This is a genomic window from Bradyrhizobium sp. CCBAU 11434 (genome assembly GCF_028128895.1).
GTDB lineage: Bacteria > Pseudomonadota > Alphaproteobacteria > Rhizobiales > Xanthobacteraceae > Bradyrhizobium > Bradyrhizobium zhengyangense.
The window spans coordinates 208486-223660 of record NZ_LBJX01000100.1; the positions used below are offsets into that span (position 1 = coordinate 208486).

General features: G+C 63.4%; 15 protein-coding genes. 8 read left to right on the top strand and 7 right to left on the bottom strand.

Going from position 1 to position 15175, the window contains the following annotated elements; all coding sequences use genetic code 11:
• Positions 1-129: 129 nt before the first annotated feature.
• A complete protein-coding gene (locus tag XI06_RS33395) occupies positions 130-1107 on the bottom strand; it encodes an SMP-30/gluconolactonase/LRE family protein (RefSeq protein ID WP_237863632.1) in 978 nt (325 codons plus the stop codon).
• Positions 1108-1196: 89 nt separating this feature from the next.
• Between XI06_RS33395 and XI06_RS33400 the strand changes: the two genes are divergently transcribed.
• Positions 1197-2021, top strand: a complete 825-nt coding sequence (locus XI06_RS33400; protein ID WP_237863633.1) for an NAD-dependent epimerase/dehydratase family protein — start codon at positions 1197-1199, stop codon at positions 2019-2021.
• A gap of 178 nt (positions 2022-2199) precedes the next feature.
• Entirely contained in the window at positions 2200-2613 is a 414-nt protein-coding gene (locus XI06_RS33405; protein ID WP_237863634.1) for a hypothetical protein, read from the top strand.
• A gap of 33 nt (positions 2614-2646) precedes the next feature.
• Here the strand turns inward: XI06_RS33405 and XI06_RS33410 are convergent, their stop codons facing one another.
• Both XI06_RS33410 and XI06_RS33415 read right to left on the bottom strand, forming a co-directional pair.
• Positions 2647-3330 carry a nitroreductase gene (locus XI06_RS33410; protein ID WP_237863887.1) on the bottom strand — a complete coding sequence of 228 codons (684 nt, stop codon included), beginning with the start codon at positions 3328-3330 and terminating at the stop codon, positions 2647-2649.
• Between the two features lie 106 nt (positions 3331-3436).
• The gene (locus XI06_RS33415; RefSeq protein ID WP_237863635.1) at positions 3437-4120 is read right to left on the bottom strand and encodes a GntR family transcriptional regulator; all 684 of its coding nucleotides are present in this window, start codon (positions 4118-4120) and stop codon (positions 3437-3439) included.
• 173 nt (positions 4121-4293) lie between these two features.
• Here XI06_RS33415 and XI06_RS33420 point away from each other — a divergent pair, with 173 nt between their 5' ends.
• From XI06_RS33420 to XI06_RS33435, 4 genes are all read left to right on the top strand, one after another.
• The gene (locus XI06_RS33420; protein WP_237863636.1) at positions 4294-6006 is read left to right on the top strand and encodes an IlvD/Edd family dehydratase; all 1713 of its coding nucleotides are present in this window, start codon (positions 4294-4296) and stop codon (positions 6004-6006) included.
• 69 nt (positions 6007-6075) lie between these two features.
• The gene (locus XI06_RS33425) at positions 6076-7071 is read left to right on the top strand and encodes a TRAP transporter substrate-binding protein (protein WP_237863637.1); all 996 of its coding nucleotides are present in this window, start codon (positions 6076-6078) and stop codon (positions 7069-7071) included.
• A gap of 156 nt (positions 7072-7227) precedes the next feature.
• On the top strand, positions 7228-7806 hold the full coding sequence (locus XI06_RS33430) for a TRAP transporter small permease (RefSeq protein ID WP_237870519.1): 579 nt from the start codon (positions 7228-7230) through the stop codon (positions 7804-7806).
• Positions 7803-9143 carry a TRAP transporter large permease gene (locus XI06_RS33435; RefSeq protein ID WP_237889567.1) on the top strand — a complete coding sequence of 447 codons (1341 nt, stop codon included), beginning with the start codon at positions 7803-7805 and terminating at the stop codon, positions 9141-9143. Before XI06_RS33430 ends, XI06_RS33435 begins: the two co-directional genes overlap by 4 nt.
• Here XI06_RS33435 and XI06_RS33440 read toward each other — a convergent pair.
• Together XI06_RS33440 and XI06_RS33445 are read right to left on the bottom strand one after the other, a co-directional pair.
• A complete protein-coding gene (locus tag XI06_RS33440) occupies positions 9136-9717 on the bottom strand; it encodes a histidine phosphatase family protein (protein WP_237889569.1) in 582 nt (193 codons plus the stop codon). The genes XI06_RS33435 and XI06_RS33440 overlap by 8 nt on opposite strands.
• A complete protein-coding gene (locus tag XI06_RS33445) occupies positions 9714-10508 on the bottom strand; it encodes an enoyl-CoA hydratase/isomerase family protein (RefSeq protein WP_237863641.1) in 795 nt (264 codons plus the stop codon). The genes XI06_RS33440 and XI06_RS33445 overlap by 4 nt, the downstream gene beginning before the upstream one ends.
• A 235-nt stretch (positions 10509-10743) precedes the next feature.
• Between XI06_RS33445 and XI06_RS33450 the strand changes: the two genes are divergently transcribed.
• Complete coding sequence (locus tag XI06_RS33450; RefSeq protein ID WP_237889571.1) at positions 10744-11964, top strand: NAD(P)/FAD-dependent oxidoreductase; 1221 nt, start codon at positions 10744-10746, stop codon at positions 11962-11964.
• A gap of 96 nt (positions 11965-12060) precedes the next feature.
• On the opposite strand, the gene rbsK is transcribed toward XI06_RS33450, so the two are convergent.
• Together rbsK and XI06_RS33460 are read right to left on the bottom strand one after the other, a co-directional pair.
• A complete protein-coding gene (gene rbsK / locus XI06_RS33455; RefSeq protein ID WP_237889572.1) occupies positions 12061-12966 on the bottom strand; it encodes a ribokinase in 906 nt (301 codons plus the stop codon).
• 18 nt (positions 12967-12984) lie between these two features.
• Positions 12985-13878, bottom strand: a complete 894-nt coding sequence (locus XI06_RS33460) for a sugar kinase (protein WP_237863644.1) — start codon at positions 13876-13878, stop codon at positions 12985-12987.
• Positions 13879-14086: 208 nt separating this feature from the next.
• On the opposite strand from XI06_RS33460, the gene XI06_RS33465 reads away from it, so the two are divergent.
• Complete coding sequence (locus XI06_RS33465) at positions 14087-14935, top strand: VOC family protein (protein ID WP_237863645.1); 849 nt, start codon at positions 14087-14089, stop codon at positions 14933-14935.
• Positions 14936-15175: the final 240 nt, after the last annotated feature.

A 15175-nucleotide genomic window follows, 5' to 3' on the forward strand; every position in this document is an offset into this window, starting at 1 on the left:
TCGACAAAGCGAGGTGTCGTAGGGTGGGCAAAGGAGCGCAGCGACGTGCCCACGATTTCTCTCGATCGCGGAAGGCGCGTGGGCACGCTTTGCTTTGCCCACCCTACGGCACCGTCGCTTGCGGAGAATTTATCCCCCCACCGCGCCCTGCGTGTTCACATACAGCGCGTAGATCGACTGGCTGGCCGCCATGAACAGGCGGTTGCGCTTGACGCCGCCGAAGCAGAGATTGGCGCAGCGCTCGGGCAGGGCGATGCGGCCGATCATGACGCCGTCGGGTGCGAACACCACGACGCCGTCGAGCTCGGGATCGCCCATGCCCCAGCCGCACCAGAGATTACCGTCGATGTCGACGCGGAAACCGTCCGGCGTGCCGGGGCCGGCATCGACGAAGACGCGCTTGTTCGAAAGCTTGTCACCGGAAGGCGAGACGTCATAGGCGAGAATTTTGCGGGTCGGCACGCCGCGGGATTCGATGAGGTAGAGAATTTTCTCGTCCGGCGAGAAGGCGAGCCCGTTCGGCCCGAGCACACCCTCGGCGACGACGGTGGCTTTGCGGGTCTCCGGGTCGAGCCTGTAGACGTTCATGTCGATCTCGGGCTCGGACTTGTAGCCCTCGTAATTGCCGAGGATGCCGAAGATCGGATCAGTGAACCAGATCGAGCCGTCCGATTTAACAACGACATCGTTCGGCGAGTTCAACCGCTTGCCGTTGAATTGATCCATCAGCACGGTGATCTCGCCGTCATGCTCAGTGCGGGTGACGCGACGGCCGCCGTGCTCACAAGTAACCAGCCGGCCCTGGCGATCCCTGGTGTTGCCGTTGGCGAAATTCGAGGGTTTTCGGAAGTTTGAGACCGCACCGGTCTCCTCCTCCCATTTGATGATGCGCTGGTTCGGAATGTCGCTGCAGAGCAGATAGCGCCCGTCGCCGAACCAGACCGGTCCCTCGGCCCAGCGCAGGCCAGTCGCCAGCCGTTCCACGGCCGAAAGTTTCAACCAGTATTTTTCGAAGCGGGGATCGAGCGCATGAATGGCTGGATCGGGATAGTAGCTCGCCGGCCGCCAGCCTGACCGCTCCTGATTGTGGGACGATGCCTCATTCATGTCGGTTCTCTCGTTTCGTTCCCTCTGGACAATCCTGCTATCATTAGAGACACGTGACGGCAAATCGGTCACCAACGGCGAGGGACAACATGCCGCGTATTTTGATGACGGGAGCTTCGGGCGGGATCGGTACGCGCCTGCGCAAATTGCTGCCGCCGATCTATCCGGACCTTCTGCTCAGCGACATTCGCCCGCCCAAGGATTTGGAACCCAACGAGCAGTTCAAGGCGGCGGACCTTTCGGACCTCGCGCAATGCGAGGCGATCTGCGAAGGCGTCGACGGCATCATCCATTTCGGCGGCTATTCGGTCGAAGGTCCCTGGAACGACATTCTCCAGGCCAACATCATCGGAGGCTACAATCTGTTCGAGGCCGCCTATCGCAAGGGCGTCAAGCGCGTGGTGTTCGCCTCGTCCAACCACACCGTCGGCTTCTATCCGCGCCACCGCAGAATCGACACCGACGTCACCGTGCGCCCCGACGGACGCTACGGCGTCAGCAAGGTGTTCGGCGAAGCGGTCGGCGCGCTCTATGCGGACAAACACGGGCTGAAGGTCACCTGCATCCGCATCGGCAATTGCGACGAGAAGCCGCTCGACCACCGTCGCATTGCGATGTGGCTGATGCCGGAAGATCTCGTGCAGCTCTGCCGGATCGGCCTCGAACATCCCGACATCCATTTCGAAATCTTCTATGGCGTGTCGCTGAACGAGCGGGCCTGGTGGGACAATCATCGCGCCTACGAATTCGGCTATCGTCCCATCGGCCGCTCCGAGGATCACGTGGCTCATGCCATGGCCGAGCAGGCCAAGCTGAAGCCCGACCCGATCGGCGACCACTTCCAGGGCGGCGCGTTCTGCAGCAACGAATTCGATGGTGATGCAAGCCGGATCATCGATTGGAATAAGCGCTGACGCTTGACGCGAACATAGATGCGCTCCCTGCTTCGCTGCGCTCGCAATGACGCGTTGAGAGAGTGAATTCTGTCAGCGAGCATCTGACTCGCGAAGACCACCATTGATCTAGGTCAACGGTACTGCAGCCATTGTCTGGCTCTCGATTGGTGCGATCCCATTTCGAGAGCAACGACAAATGAAATTAAAGTTGTCGGTTGTCGCAATCCTCGCAACGACCGCGTCAGGACCGGCGCGAGGCGCACCGCTCAGCGACGCCGAAGCGACATTCCTTGATCAGCTCGTCACCGCATCGGTGGTGCTCGAACAACGTTGCGTCGGCTATGAGGTCGATGGCGTCGGCGCCGTTCAGCTAGGCGCACGGATGCTCGGCAACCCCAAGGCAGCGATGGCGATGATCGATGCCTACTCGGCGGCCATCAAGGCCCGCGACGGCGAGAGCTACGATCCCGTCAAATTCCGTCCTGAGGTGTCGGAGGCGGCTGGCAAAACGTTCAAGCGTGTCCGGGCGGATTTGATCAAGGACCCGAAGGCGGCCTGCGCCGGCTATGGCGATGCCGGCGTGGATCGCGGGCTGCTGCGACGGTACTGAAGGGGTGACACGCTCGACTGACGAAGTCTGCTTCTAGGCTTCACCCGCAAAACCCACGAAGGTCGTCGCTTCATCGACCGACTTGCGCTCGGAGATGACGGCATTGGCGGGAAAGCTGTGATCCGGCCAGCCCAACGCGATGCTTTTCATGATCACCTGATCATCCGCGATCCCCGCATGCTCGCGCACGACGGGCGATTGCATGATGCCCTGGCTGTTGATCACGGCGCCAAGCCCCCGCGACCAGGCCGCGTTGACGAGCGCTGTCGCCACGGCGCCACAGTCGAAGGCCGTATCGTCGCTGGAGGCCAGCTCGCGATCGTATGTGATGATTACACACACGGGCGCGTCGAACTGGCGAAAGCCGCGCAGGACCCAGTCTTGCCGCTGCTGCTTGTCATCTCGTGCAATTCCCATTGCGCTGAACAACTGCTTGGCAACGCCGATCTGGCGTTCGCGATGCACGCCCTCGAATGCCTGGCCGGTTCGAAACTCGCGCGAGTGCGGCACACCCGCCAGATTGCGCTCGGTGTTGCCCTGACGGATACGATCCAGCGGTGCTCCGGTGATGACGTAGAAATTCCACGGCTGGGTATTCATCGACGAAGGCGCGCGCATGGCCAGCGCCAGGATTTCCTTGATCAATTCCGGCGAGACTGGGTCGGGCTTGTAACCGCGAATGCTTCGCCGGCCGAGAATGACATCATCAAATTCCATCTTGCGGCATCCTGAAATTGGCTTGATGCCGCGTTCTCCCTCACGATTTTGATCATGTCCATAGCCTTTTGAAGAGCGGGCAGTACTCCGGCCCTTGGCGTGCGCCTCAGCCTTGCGCCTCCCCCGCAATCCGCGCCAGATAATCCGCCTTGCTGAACTGCATGTGATCCACGCAAAGCTGCGCCAGGGCCCAGCTGTCGCGGCCTTTCAACAGCTCGATCATCAACTCGTGCTGGCGTCGCGATAGCGCGAGGCCCTCGCGGTCGGCGAGGTTCTTGGCGCGCATCGGCAGCGTCAGGTTCATGTAGTCCTGGAGCGAGCGCACCAGATAAGGATTGCCGCAGGCGGCAAAAAGCGCGACGTGGAAGGCGTCGTTGGCTTCGTGGATGCCGCGCAGGTCGCTTATATCGGCCTTCGCGCAGTAGTCGCGTTGCAGGGCGGTGAGTTCGTCGATCAGGTCTTTTTGCGCGGGCAGGGGGATCATCAGTGCGGCCTGCCGCGTCAGCATCTCCCTGACTTCGTAGATCTGCCGGACCTCGTCGGCCGAATAGAACCGCACGGTGGCGCCGACATTCTTCTCGCGGCGGACGATGCCGCGGCGCTCCGCATCCACCAGCGCCTGCCGCACAAAATGGCGCGAGGTGCCGTAAGCCGACATCAGCGCGTCCTCGGTCAGTCGCGCGCCCGGCGCGAGGCGGCCGAAGATGATGTCCTCTTCCAGCCGCGCGACGACGTCGTCAGGATCGTCGCGCCTGACAGGCATGGCATCTGCGGTGCGAATGTCGGACATGCCCTCGGCCTCCGGCGTCTGCCGGTCCGCCCTAGGGAGCAGGGAAGGGGCAGATTGTCAATAATCTGACTGTTTGGCGGTGCGCCAGTCCAGAAATAGCGAAGTATACGCCTGTCTTATTGACAATCAGGGGGCAGGCTGTAGCACAATGACCGGCGAGAAGGAGCGGCAGGATGACGAGTGGGTTGCGCAAGGGTCTGACGAGCTATGGCGATGCCGGCTTCTCGCTGTTCCTGCGCAAGGCGTTCATCAAGGCCATGGGCTATTCCGACGACGCGCTGGAGCGTCCGATCGTCGGCATCACCAATACCTATAGCGACTACAATCCCTGTCACGGCAACGTTCCGCAGATCATCGAGGCCGCAAAGCGCGGCGTGATGCTGTCGGGCGCGATGCCGTTCGTGTTCCCGACCATCTCGATCGCCGAGAGCTTCGCGCATCCGACCTCGATGTACCTGCGCAATCTGATGGCGATGGATACCGAGGAGATGATCCGGGCCCAGCCGATGGATTCGGTGATCGTGATCGGCGGCTGCGACAAGACGCTGCCGGCGCAGGTGATGGCCGCGATCAGCGCCGATTTACCGACCGTCGTCATTCCCGTCGGACCCATGGTGGTCGGCCATCACAAGGGCGAGGTGCTGGGCGCCTGCACCGATTGCCGCCGTCTGTGGGCCAAGTATCGCGCCGGCGAAATGGATGACGCCGAGATCGAGGCGGTAAACGGCCGTCTCGCGCCGTCCGTCGGCACCTGCATGGTGATGGGCACGGCTTCGACCATGGCCTGCATGATCGAAGCCATGGGCCTGTCGCTGCCGATGAGCGCGACGATTCCGGCGCCGCATGCCGAGCGTTTCCGTCTTGCAGAGGCGAGCGGTCGGGTCGCGGCGGAGATGGCCAAGACCAAGGGGCCGAAGCCGAGCGAGCTCTTGACGCCGGCGTCATTCAAGAACGCGCAGGTCGTGCTGCAGGCGATCGGCGGCTCGACCAACGGCCTGATCCATCTGACCGCGATGGCGCATCGCTCGCCGCATCGGCTCGATCTCGAAGTGTTCGACCAGATCGGCCGCGAGGTGCCTGTGCTGGTCGATCTCAAGCCGTCGGGCGAGCACTATATGGAGCACTTCCACCACGCCGGCGGTGTGCCGAAACTGCTGGCCCAGCTCGGCGATCTCGTCGACCTCGATGCGAAGACGATATCGGGCCAGACGCTGCGCGATGTCGTCGCCAATGCAGAGGATGTCCCGGGCCAGGACGCGATCCGCTCGCGCGACAATCCGATCAAGAAGGAAGGCGGCCTCGCCATCCTGCACGGCAACCTCGCGCCGCGCGGCGCCGTCATCAAGCAATCGGCTGCGAGCCCGAAGCTGCTGCAGCATACGGGGCGCGCGGTGGTGTTCGAATCCGTCGAGGACATGACGCTGCGGGTGGATGATCCCGAGCTCGACGTCACGGCCGATGACGTGTTGGTGCTGCGCAATGCCGGCCCCAAGGGCGCGCCTGGCATGCCCGAGGCCGGCTATCTGCCGATCCCGAAGAAGCTCGCGCGCGGCGGCACCAAGGACATGGTGCGCATTTCCGATGCGCGCATGAGCGGCACGGCGTTCGGCACCATCGTTCTCCACATCACGCCGGAATCCGCCGTCGGCGGGCCGCTGGCGCTGGTGAAGAACGGCGACATGATCAGCCTCGATGTGGCCAAGCGCAGCATCGAGCTCTTGGTTGATGCTGCCGAGCTGGAGCGCCGCCGTGCCCAATTGAAGCCGGCCGCGGCGCCTGATGAGGCACGCCGAGGCTATGCCTGGCTGTTCAACGAGACCATCATGCAGGCCGACGAGGGCTGCGACTTCGACTTCATGCAGAGGACTGGGAAGAAGACTGAGTAAGGGCTGATCAACACTTGAACGAGCGCCGAGACCGCTAAAGGCGGCGGGCGATAAACACAGGGGGAGACGATGATTGCACGATCCTTGCGTGGGTTGGCGGCTGCGGCCGCCATGCTGTTCGTCACGGGCGCCGGGGCACAGGAGGTGAAGCATTATCGCTTCGCCTATGACCAGCCCCGCAACACCGGCTATTCGATCGCCGGCGACCTCTTTGCCGACAAGCTCAAGGAATTGAGCAAAGGCACCATGATCATCGACCAGTATCCCGGCGCGCAGCTCGGGCAGGAGCCGCAGGTGCTCCAGCTCGTGAAAGCCGGCGACGTCGAATTCTCCATCGTCTCCTCGGCCAACACCGCGACCATCTCGCCGCAGGCAGGCGTGATGTCGCTGCACTATCTGTTCCGCGACGAACAGCATGTCGTCAAGGGGCTCGCCGACCCCCGCGTGTTCGAAGCGCTCAAGACGATGATCGAGGAGACCACGCAGGGCCTGCATCTCATCGGCACGGGATCGCAGGGCGTCCGCCACATGTACTCCAAGAAGGAGATCCACAATGTGGCTGATATCAAGGGCCTGAAGGTCCGTGTGCAGGCGACCGCCACCGAGGACACCATGTTCCCGGCCTACGGCGCCCAGACCGTGCACATGCCGTTCGGCAGCGTCTACACCTCGTTGCAGACCGGCGTGGTCGACGTCGCCGAGAACAGCATCAATGTCTATCTCGTCAACAAGCATTACGAGGTCGCCCCGGTGCTGAACATCACCGAGCACGAGGCCAACAACGCGCTGGTGTTCGTCTCCGACAAGCTCTGGCAGAGCCTCTCGGCCGAACAGAAGGGATGGGTGCAGACCGCGGCCAACGAGATCAGCACCAAGGAGCCGGCGAAGGCATTCGACCTCGAGCGCAGCGCGGCCGAGAAGCTGAAGAAGATGGGTGTCAAGATCGTGGATAACGTCGACAAGAAGAGCTTTACAGCGATCGCCGATCCCTATCTGGACAAGCTCGCCAAGGAGCTCGGCCCGCATGCCGAGAAGATCAAGGATCTGATCCGGTCCATTAATTAGGGCAACCGCGCGGGCGCTTATCTGCGTCGTCCCGGCGAAAGCCGGGACCCATAACCACAGAATTGAGTTTGGCGAAGACTTGGAGTCGCCAGCTCGCGCAACAACTCCCTTTCGGGGTTATGGGTCCCGGCTTTCGCCGGGACGACGGAGAGGTGGATGCCCATCGCCGACAAGCTCGTACTCCAACGTCAGCGTCATCTGAAATGGCGCTGGCTCGACTGGCTCGAGCTCGCGCTCATGATCCTCTGTGGCGCGCTGTGCTTCGGCTTCTCGCTGTCGGTGACCGCCGACATCGTCACCCGCACCATCGGCCATCCCTGGCTATGGCTTCAGGAAGTCACCTCGACGCTTTTCATTTATGCGATCTTCATCGGGACGGCCGTGGCGACGCGTCGCAACGATCACCTCTATCTCACCGCGATCTCCGAGGCGATGCATGGCACGCCCCGGATCATCGTCGAAATCATCATCCGTCTCATCGTCCTCGCCGTCGCCTTCTGCCTGATCTGGTACGGCTACCAGAACTATCTTCGCGGCTTCGGCAGCTTCCGCCTGCCGTCGGGCACGCCGATCGCCTCGCTCTACGCCATCATTCCGCTGTCCGGCATCCTGATCGGCCTGTTCACCATCGAGCAGCTCGTCAACGGCCTGCGCAATGGGTTTGATCATCCAGAGCCGCCCGATGAGGACGCTGCGCCTGTTGTGACCGAAGCGCAGGTGAGGGCGCAGCCGTGAGCGCACCCATCGTCCTCGCGTTGATGTCGATCTGCTTCCTGTCGTTCGGCTATCTCGGCGTGCCCGTGCCGTTCTCGCTGATGGCAGGCGTCTTCGTCGGCGCGTTTCTGTCTGATGTCTCGCTCGCCGCAATCATTCAGAAGATTTTTGACGGCGTCGATTCCGAGGCGTTGCTCGCCATTCCGTTCTTCCTGCTGGTGGGCGAGCTCATGAGCTCGGCCAACGTGGTGGTACGAATAGCCAATCTTTCGGTGTCCTTGGTCGGGCACATCAGGGGCGGCCTGTCGCAGGTGGTGGTTGTCTTCAGCATGTTCTTCTCGGAGATGTCCGGCTCGACCACGGCCGACGTCGCCGTGATGAGCCGCGCGCTCGGCGGCCCGATGAGGCGCGAGGGCTACGATCCCGCCTTCATCGCCGCGATCATCGCCTCCGCCTCGACCATCGCTGCGCTGGTGCCGCCGAGCATCACCGCGGTGGTCTATGGCGCGGTCGGCAACGTCTCGATTGCCGGCCTGTTCATGGCCGGCGTGGTGCCCGGCCTGATGATCGGGTTCGGCCTTATGATCTATTGCTATTTCTTCGGTCCTTCGGGCCTGCGCAAGCCGCGCGCGCCTTTGCGACAGGTGGTGTTCGCGGCGGGCGATGCGGCCCTGCCGCTGATGATCCCGGTGATCCTGTTAGGCGGCATTTTGACCGGCTGGTTCACGCCGACGGAAGCCGGCGTCGTCGCCGTGGTCTGGATCATCCTGGTCGTGATCCCCGCGCTCAACCGCGGGCACTTCAGGAAAATCCCGTACGATTTCTGCCTCGCCGGCCTGATCTTCTCGCTGCCCCTGATCACCATCGGCGCCGCCAATGCCTTCGGCTGGATGCTCGCCTATTTGCGCGGCGCGAGCTACATCGCCGACATGATCACCTCGATCGCCGGCAACGATCCGCACCTGATCATGCTGCTGATGGTGCTGCTGTTCACCGTGGTCGGCGACTTCATCGAGCCGGTGCCCACCATCATCATCTTCATGCCGCTGGTGAACGCACTGACGGAGGCCGGCGACATCAATGGTGTCCACATGGGCGTTGTGCTTATCGCTACGCTCGCCTTCGGCCTGATCACGCCGCCTTATGGTCTGGTGCTGTTGATGGCCTCGAAATTCGTCGGCGTCAGCTTTGCCAAGGCGCTGCGCGCGGCGCTGCCGATCTATGTCGTGTTCTTCGCCACCATCGCGTTTGCGATCTATTTCCCCAGCGTGGTGCTGTGGCTGCCGCAGCACGTGCTCCCCGAGTCGGTCGGCTGCTTCAAGTCGCCGGCGGGGACGGGCTATATTTGTCCTAAGTGATCAGCTGCTCGATGCTCCATTGCGCATCGTCGCAGACATAGCGAAACGGCATGCCGTGACTGTTCTTGAAGTAGCTGCCGGAGAGCGCGTTCGCCATGCCCTGCATCACCGCGTCATGGCAGACGAACAGCAGATTATCGCTCGGATAACGATCGAGCCAGTTAGCCACACAGCGTAGTGAGCGTTCGGCCATGGCGTCCCAGGCCTCGCCGTCGGCGGGCAGGATCGAGACCAGCCCCGTCGCCGAATTGACGCCGTGCTTGATCATCAGGTCGCGCACGGGACGGCCCTCGAAGCTGCCGAAATCGAGCTCGATGATGCTGGCATCGATCGAGAGCGGTACCGCGATCTCATCCGCGATGATTTCGGCCGTTTTGGCCGCACGCACCAGCGGGCTTGCGACGATGCGGCTGATGCCGACACCGCGCAACAAGCTTGCAGCCTCGTGCGCCTGCTTGAGACCGTCCTCATTCAGCGGATTGTCCGTCCGGCCCTGAAAGAGTCCCTGCCGATTCCAGTCGGTCGCGCCGTGACGCAGGCCGCAGAACGAGCGCGACGGCCTGAGTGGGCTCACTTGCTCTTGCTCGTGAACTTCTTCACGGCGATACGGAACTCCTCCGTGTTCATCGCCATGATGATCTTGTGCTCCTCGGCATCGAGCTGCTGTTTTACGGGCGTAGTCGCGGCCGCATAGACCAGCGACCTGGTGCCTGATATCGCCGCCGCCGGGTTTTGCGCGAGGCGCTCGGCGAGCTGTCGCGTCGCTGCTTTCAACTCGGTCGCCGGAACGGTCTTGACGACGAGGCCCCATTCATAGGCCTGCTGCGCGGTAAAATTGTCCTCGGCGAGAAAAATCTGCAGCGCGCGGCGCGAGCCGACCGTGCCGACGATCCCGACGGTCGAGCCGCCATCCGGTGACACGCCGATCTTGGCATAGGCCGGCGTGAACTTGGCGTCGTCAGCGGCGATGCAGAGATCGGTGACGAAGGCGAGGCCCATGCCGGCGCCGGCGGCCGAGCCGTGCACGCTGGACAGCGAGATCTTTGGCATGCGCCTGAGGATCTCGATGAAGGCATGATAGTGCTTGAGGAGTTCGCCGACGACCGGCGTCACATTGTTGGCTTCGGCCGCAGCACCAATCGTCTGGAGATCGCCGCCGGCGGAGAAGGCGCGGCCTTCGCCCTCGATCACCACTACCTTGATGGCGTCGTCGCCTTCAATATAGGCCGCGAGCTGCTCGAGCCTCTCGGCGATCGCGAGGTTGACCGAGTTGAACGCGGCGGGACGGTTGAGCGTGATCGTTGCGATCGCACCCTCGATCCGCAGCAGCGCGGGATCGTCGGGTTTTGAGACAGGAGCTGTCATTGGAATAATCCCCGGCTAGAGGTCCGTTGCTGCAACTAAATCGCAGAAGGCGAGGGGAGACAATCCCCGGCCGCCAGCGCCCCGGCCCTTGCGCCGCGCCGAATGATCGGCTCAAATGGGCGGCCTTCGTTTAGGGACGGACACGAGCGCCGGCTCCTCCTAGGCTAGCCAAGCCATCTTTAGCGAGAGGAGACGACATGGGTGATGCTCGTGTCTTGAAGAAATGGGCTGTCCAATGACTGATGGTCCTGTGATCATTGTCGGCGCCGGCCATGGTGGCTACCAGGTCGCTGCGTCGCTGCGGCAGGCGGGTTTTGCGCAGCGCATCTGCCTGATCAATGACGAGGCGCATCTACCCTATCAGCGACCGCCGCTGTCCAAGGCCTACATCAAGGGCTCGGCCGGGCCCGACAGCCTGATGTTCCGCCCCGAGAAATTCTACCAGGACCAGAAGATCGAGCTGATCTCGGGGCGCGCCGTCTCGATCGACCGCGCTGCACGAAAAGTGCTGCTCGCCTCGGGCGAGACGCTTCCTTATGGCCATCTCGTGCTGGCCACAGGCGCGCGCAACCGTCTGCTCGATCTGCCCAACGCCAATCTGCCCGACGTGAAATACCTTCGCATCCTCGACGAGAGCGAGGCGCTGCGCCAGATCATGCCGACGAAGACGCGGGTCGTGGTGATCGGTGCCGGCTTCATCGGCCTCGAGTTCGCCGCCACGGCGCGGATCAAGGGCCTGGAAGTGGACGTGCTCGAGCTTGCCCCGCGCGTGATGGCGCGCGCAGTGACCGCGGAGGTCTCCGAGTATTTCCAGGCGCGGCATCGCGAAGCCGGTATCCGCATTCACCTCGGTGTGCAGGCAACCTCGATCGGGGCCGAGAATGGCAAGGTCACCGGCGTCAGTCTCAGTGACGGCCGGCATCTGCCTGCCGATCTCGTCGTCGTCGGCGTCGGCGTGCTGCCGAACATCGAGCTTGCAGCCGAGGCGGGGCTCCCTGTTGCCGCCGGCATCATCGTCGACGAATATCTGTCGACGGCCGATCCCAATATCTCGGCGATCGGCGATTGCGCGCTGTTCGCGAGTCAGCGCTTCGGCGGTTCGTTGCGGCTGGAATCGGTGCAGAACGCCACCGACCACGCCCGTTGTGTGGCGGCGCGGCTGACCGGCGACAAGAAGCCTTACGACGGCCATCCCTGGTTCTGGAGCGACCAGGGCGACGACAAGCTCCAGATCGCTGGCCTCACCACCGGCTATGACCGCGTGGTGCTGCGCGGCGATCCCGCAAGGAAGGCGTTCTCAGCGTTCTGCTATCACGGCGACAGACTGCTCGGCATCGAATCCATCAACCGCGCCGGCGATCACATGTTCGGCCGCCGCTTGCAGGCGATGAACCGCTCGATCACGCCCGAGCAGGCTGCCGATGAAAGTTTTGATCTGAAGAGCGCGCTGGCGTGATCTCTTCGTCATTGCGAGCGCAGCGATGCAATCCAGAGTCTTTCCGCGGAGGCAGTCTGGATTGCTTCGCTGCGCTCGCAATGACAGGAGTATTGCCTAAAGCAACGCCGCCACCTCCGCGGCAGTCGGCATCGACGGCCCCGCGCCCATCCGCTGCACGCTGATCGAGGCAGCGGCGTTGGCGAAGGCGAGGGCGGCGCGCAGAGGTACGCCATCGGCGAGCTGGGAGGCGAGTGCGCCGACAAAACAGTCGCCGGCGCCTGTGGTGTCGACCGCTTTCACCACACGGCCGGGCACCGCGAGCTCCTCACTGGCAGCGAGCGCGAGGACGCCGCGTTTGCCGAGTGTGATGCAGATCGTCTGGTCCGCGCGCGCCTGAAGTTGTCGCGCGACGGCGATGATCTTTGTGGCGTCATCGCTATCGGTGAGCTCAGTGCCGGCGAGAAAGCCGAGTTCGGTCTCGTTCAGCACGAGGATATCGACCAGCGCGAGCAGCTCGGGCGACATCTTTTGCGCGGGCGCCGGATTAAGCAGCGTCGTCGCTCCGGCGCTGCGAGCCCGCTGGAAGAACGCGGCAATCGTCGGCAGCGGAATTTCGAACTGGCTGACAGCGACGTCACCCATGGCCAGCGGCGTATCCGCGACATCCTCCGCGCTGACCAGAGCATTGCTGCCGGGAATGACGACGATCGTGTTGTCGGAAGCCGCAACCGTGATGATCGCGGTGCCGCTATGCGTGTCGGCATCGCGCAACGAGCCGAGATCGACGCCCTGCGCGGCGAGGAACGTCCGAAGCTCGGTCCCGAACGCATCTTTGCCAAGCCGCCCGATCAGCGTCGTCTTCGCGCCAAGTCTGGCAGCCGCGACCGCCTGGTTCGCGCCCTTGCCGCCTGGAAAATACAGCACCTCGCGGCCCGCGACGGTCTCGCCGACTTTTGGGTGGCGATCGGCGGTCGCCACCACATCCATGTTGATGCTGCCGGCGACGAAGACGCGCCCCATGATATGCCCTTGCGAAATTTAGACTCGAACTTCGAACTCGTGCCTGACCTTGGCGATGTCGACAAGGGTCGGCAGGCCGGCCTCGTTGCCGAGGCGCTGGATCTTGAAGGTCGAGGCGGCCCGGGCGAAGTCAAAATGCTCGCGCCAGCTCTTGCCGGGATGGGCGAGGTAGGAATAGACATAGGCGCCGTGGAAGACATCGCCGGCGCCGTTGGTGTCGATCACGCGCTCGCGCGGGATCGGCATCGCCGGCATCACTTGCACCGTCCCGGTTTCGTCGTACCAGAGCAGGCCCTTTTCGCCCATGGTGACGCCACCGATCTTGCAGCCGCGTGCCTTGAGGTAATCGAGCATCTTCTCCGGCGTCAGGTCCATCTGCTCGCACAGGCGCTCGGCGACGATCGCGACGTCGATGAATTCCAAGAGCTCATGCGTGTTGGTGCGCAGGCCGCCGCCGTCGAGCGAGGTCAGAATGCCGGCCTCGCGGCAGACTTTTGCGTAGTGGAGTGCCGCATCGGGCTGGTGGCCGTCGACATGCAGCGCGCGGCAGCCGCCGAGATTGAGCATGGGGAAGGGATGGATGTGCTCGTCGTCGCGGCAGCGCACGATGGCGCGCTTGCCGTCCTTCGGCATGATGAAGGACAGCGAGGACTGGTTCACCTTGCGGCCGTGCAGCGAGATCGCGTATTTCGCGCACATGTCCTGGAACATGCGCCCCAGCCAGTCATTGGCCGCGGTGGCGATCAGATCGGGCACGATGCCGAGTTTGGCGCAGCAGAACGCCGCCGTCACCGCGTTGCCGCCGAAGGAAACCGCGTAGTCCGAAGCCACGTGCTTTTCGTCGCCGGTCGGCATGTGGTCGGTGATGAAGACGACGTCGATATAGGTCTGTCCGATAAAGAGAGCCTGCATTGCTTGTCCGTGATGCGCTGGGTGGTCCCGGCCGGCGCACTTACTCTAGCACCGGTTCCGCGCGAAGGACGCGGAAATTATTCACAAAACCGGCCCGAAGCGCTTGAGGTCGGCATAGGGCCGGAATACGACCATGTTACGCTTATGCCAAGCCCGGACATTTGCCGTTGTCCGGGCCACGGTTCCAGGTCGATCAAAAGGGACAAACATGATCACCGGCCTCGATCACATCGTTGTTCTGGTCAAGGATATCGGTGCGGCCAAGGCGGCCTATCAGACGCTGCTCGCCCGAGCGCCGGCCTGGCAGAATTCCGGCGAGGGCGCCGACCGCGTGCTGTTCACCCTCGAGAACATGACCATCGAATTGATGGCGCCGAGCGGCTTCACCGCGACCGCGGACCGGATGCGCGCGCTGCTCGACGACCAGGAGGGCTTGCTCGCCAGCCTGTGCTTTCGTGTAGCCGACATGGGCAAGATGCACCGGCGGCTGGACCGGGTGGCGCTGAAGCCGGATCCGGTCGCCGAGGTCGAGAGCAGCGACGATGTATCAGGCGCGGCCCTGCACTGGAAGCGCACACGGGCCGCGACCGAGCTGACGCGCGGCGTGCGGATGTTCTTCCTTGAGCTCGCCGAGGAACGCCCGAAATCGGTTGCCTCAGACGTTGCGCCGATCGACGGGCTCGATCACGTCGTCATCACGACAGAGGATTCCGATCGCGCCGCCGCGCTCTATGGCGCCCGGCTCGGGCTCGATCTCGCGCTCGACCGCTCCCATCACGACTGGGGCCAGCTGATGTTCTTCCGCTGCGGCGATCTCATCGTCGAGGTGGTGCGCCGCCCCGTCGCGGGCGGCGATTCCCAGCATGACCGGCTCTGGGGCCTGAGCTGGCGCGTCGCCGACATCGACGCCACCCGCGCCCGCCTGCTTGCGAGCGGCCTCGACGTCTCCGAAGTGCGCAATGGCCGCAAGCCGGGCACGCGCATCGTGACGGTGCGCAGCGGCACCTGCGGGATCCAGACTGTGCTGTTGGAGCGCTCCCCGAAGCCGGTGGAGTAGGGCGGCACCATCCACTCAAAGACTCCCGTAGGGTGGGCAAAGGCGCGTTTGCGCCGTGCCCACGTCTTCTCAGTAAGGACCGAAGACGTGGGCACGCTTCGCTTTGCCCACCCTACGAAACTGGTTTCGTTAGCCGCTGCTCTCATCCGTCTTTGCGAGCGCAGCGAAGCAATCCAGACTGCGCTTCGCGGTGATTGCTTTGTCGCTTCGCTCCTCGCAATGACGGCGGCGGCGTGGTAC

Bases quoted from the DNA above. Each gene is read 5' to 3' on its own strand.
- XI06_RS33395 (WP_237863632.1), bottom strand. From the start codon at position 1,107: ATGAATGAGGCATCGTCCCACAATCAGGAGCGGTCAGGCTGGCGGCCG.
- XI06_RS33400 (WP_237863633.1), top strand. From the start codon at position 1,197: ATGCCGCGTATTTTGATGACGGGAGCTTCGGGCGGGATCGGTACGCGC.
- XI06_RS33405 (WP_237863634.1), top strand. From the start codon at position 2,200: ATGAAATTAAAGTTGTCGGTTGTCGCAATCCTCGCAACGACCGCGTCA.
- XI06_RS33410 (WP_237863887.1), bottom strand. From the start codon at position 3,330: ATGGAATTTGATGATGTCATTCTCGGCCGGCGAAGCATTCGCGGTTAC.
- XI06_RS33415 (WP_237863635.1), bottom strand. From the start codon at position 4,120: ATGTCCGACATTCGCACCGCAGATGCCATGCCTGTCAGGCGCGACGAT.
- XI06_RS33420 (WP_237863636.1), top strand. From the start codon at position 4,294: ATGACGAGTGGGTTGCGCAAGGGTCTGACGAGCTATGGCGATGCCGGC.
- XI06_RS33425 (WP_237863637.1), top strand. From the start codon at position 6,076: ATGATTGCACGATCCTTGCGTGGGTTGGCGGCTGCGGCCGCCATGCTG.
- XI06_RS33430 (WP_237870519.1), top strand. From the start codon at position 7,228: ATGCCCATCGCCGACAAGCTCGTACTCCAACGTCAGCGTCATCTGAAA.
- XI06_RS33445 (WP_237863641.1), bottom strand. From the start codon at position 10,508: ATGACAGCTCCTGTCTCAAAACCCGACGATCCCGCGCTGCTGCGGATC.
- XI06_RS33450 (WP_237889571.1), top strand. From the start codon at position 10,744: ATGACTGATGGTCCTGTGATCATTGTCGGCGCCGGCCATGGTGGCTAC.
- rbsK (WP_237889572.1), bottom strand. From the start codon at position 12,966: ATGGGGCGCGTCTTCGTCGCCGGCAGCATCAACATGGATGTGGTGGCG.
- XI06_RS33460 (WP_237863644.1), bottom strand. From the start codon at position 13,878: ATGCAGGCTCTCTTTATCGGACAGACCTATATCGACGTCGTCTTCATC.
- XI06_RS33465 (WP_237863645.1), top strand. From the start codon at position 14,087: ATGATCACCGGCCTCGATCACATCGTTGTTCTGGTCAAGGATATCGGT.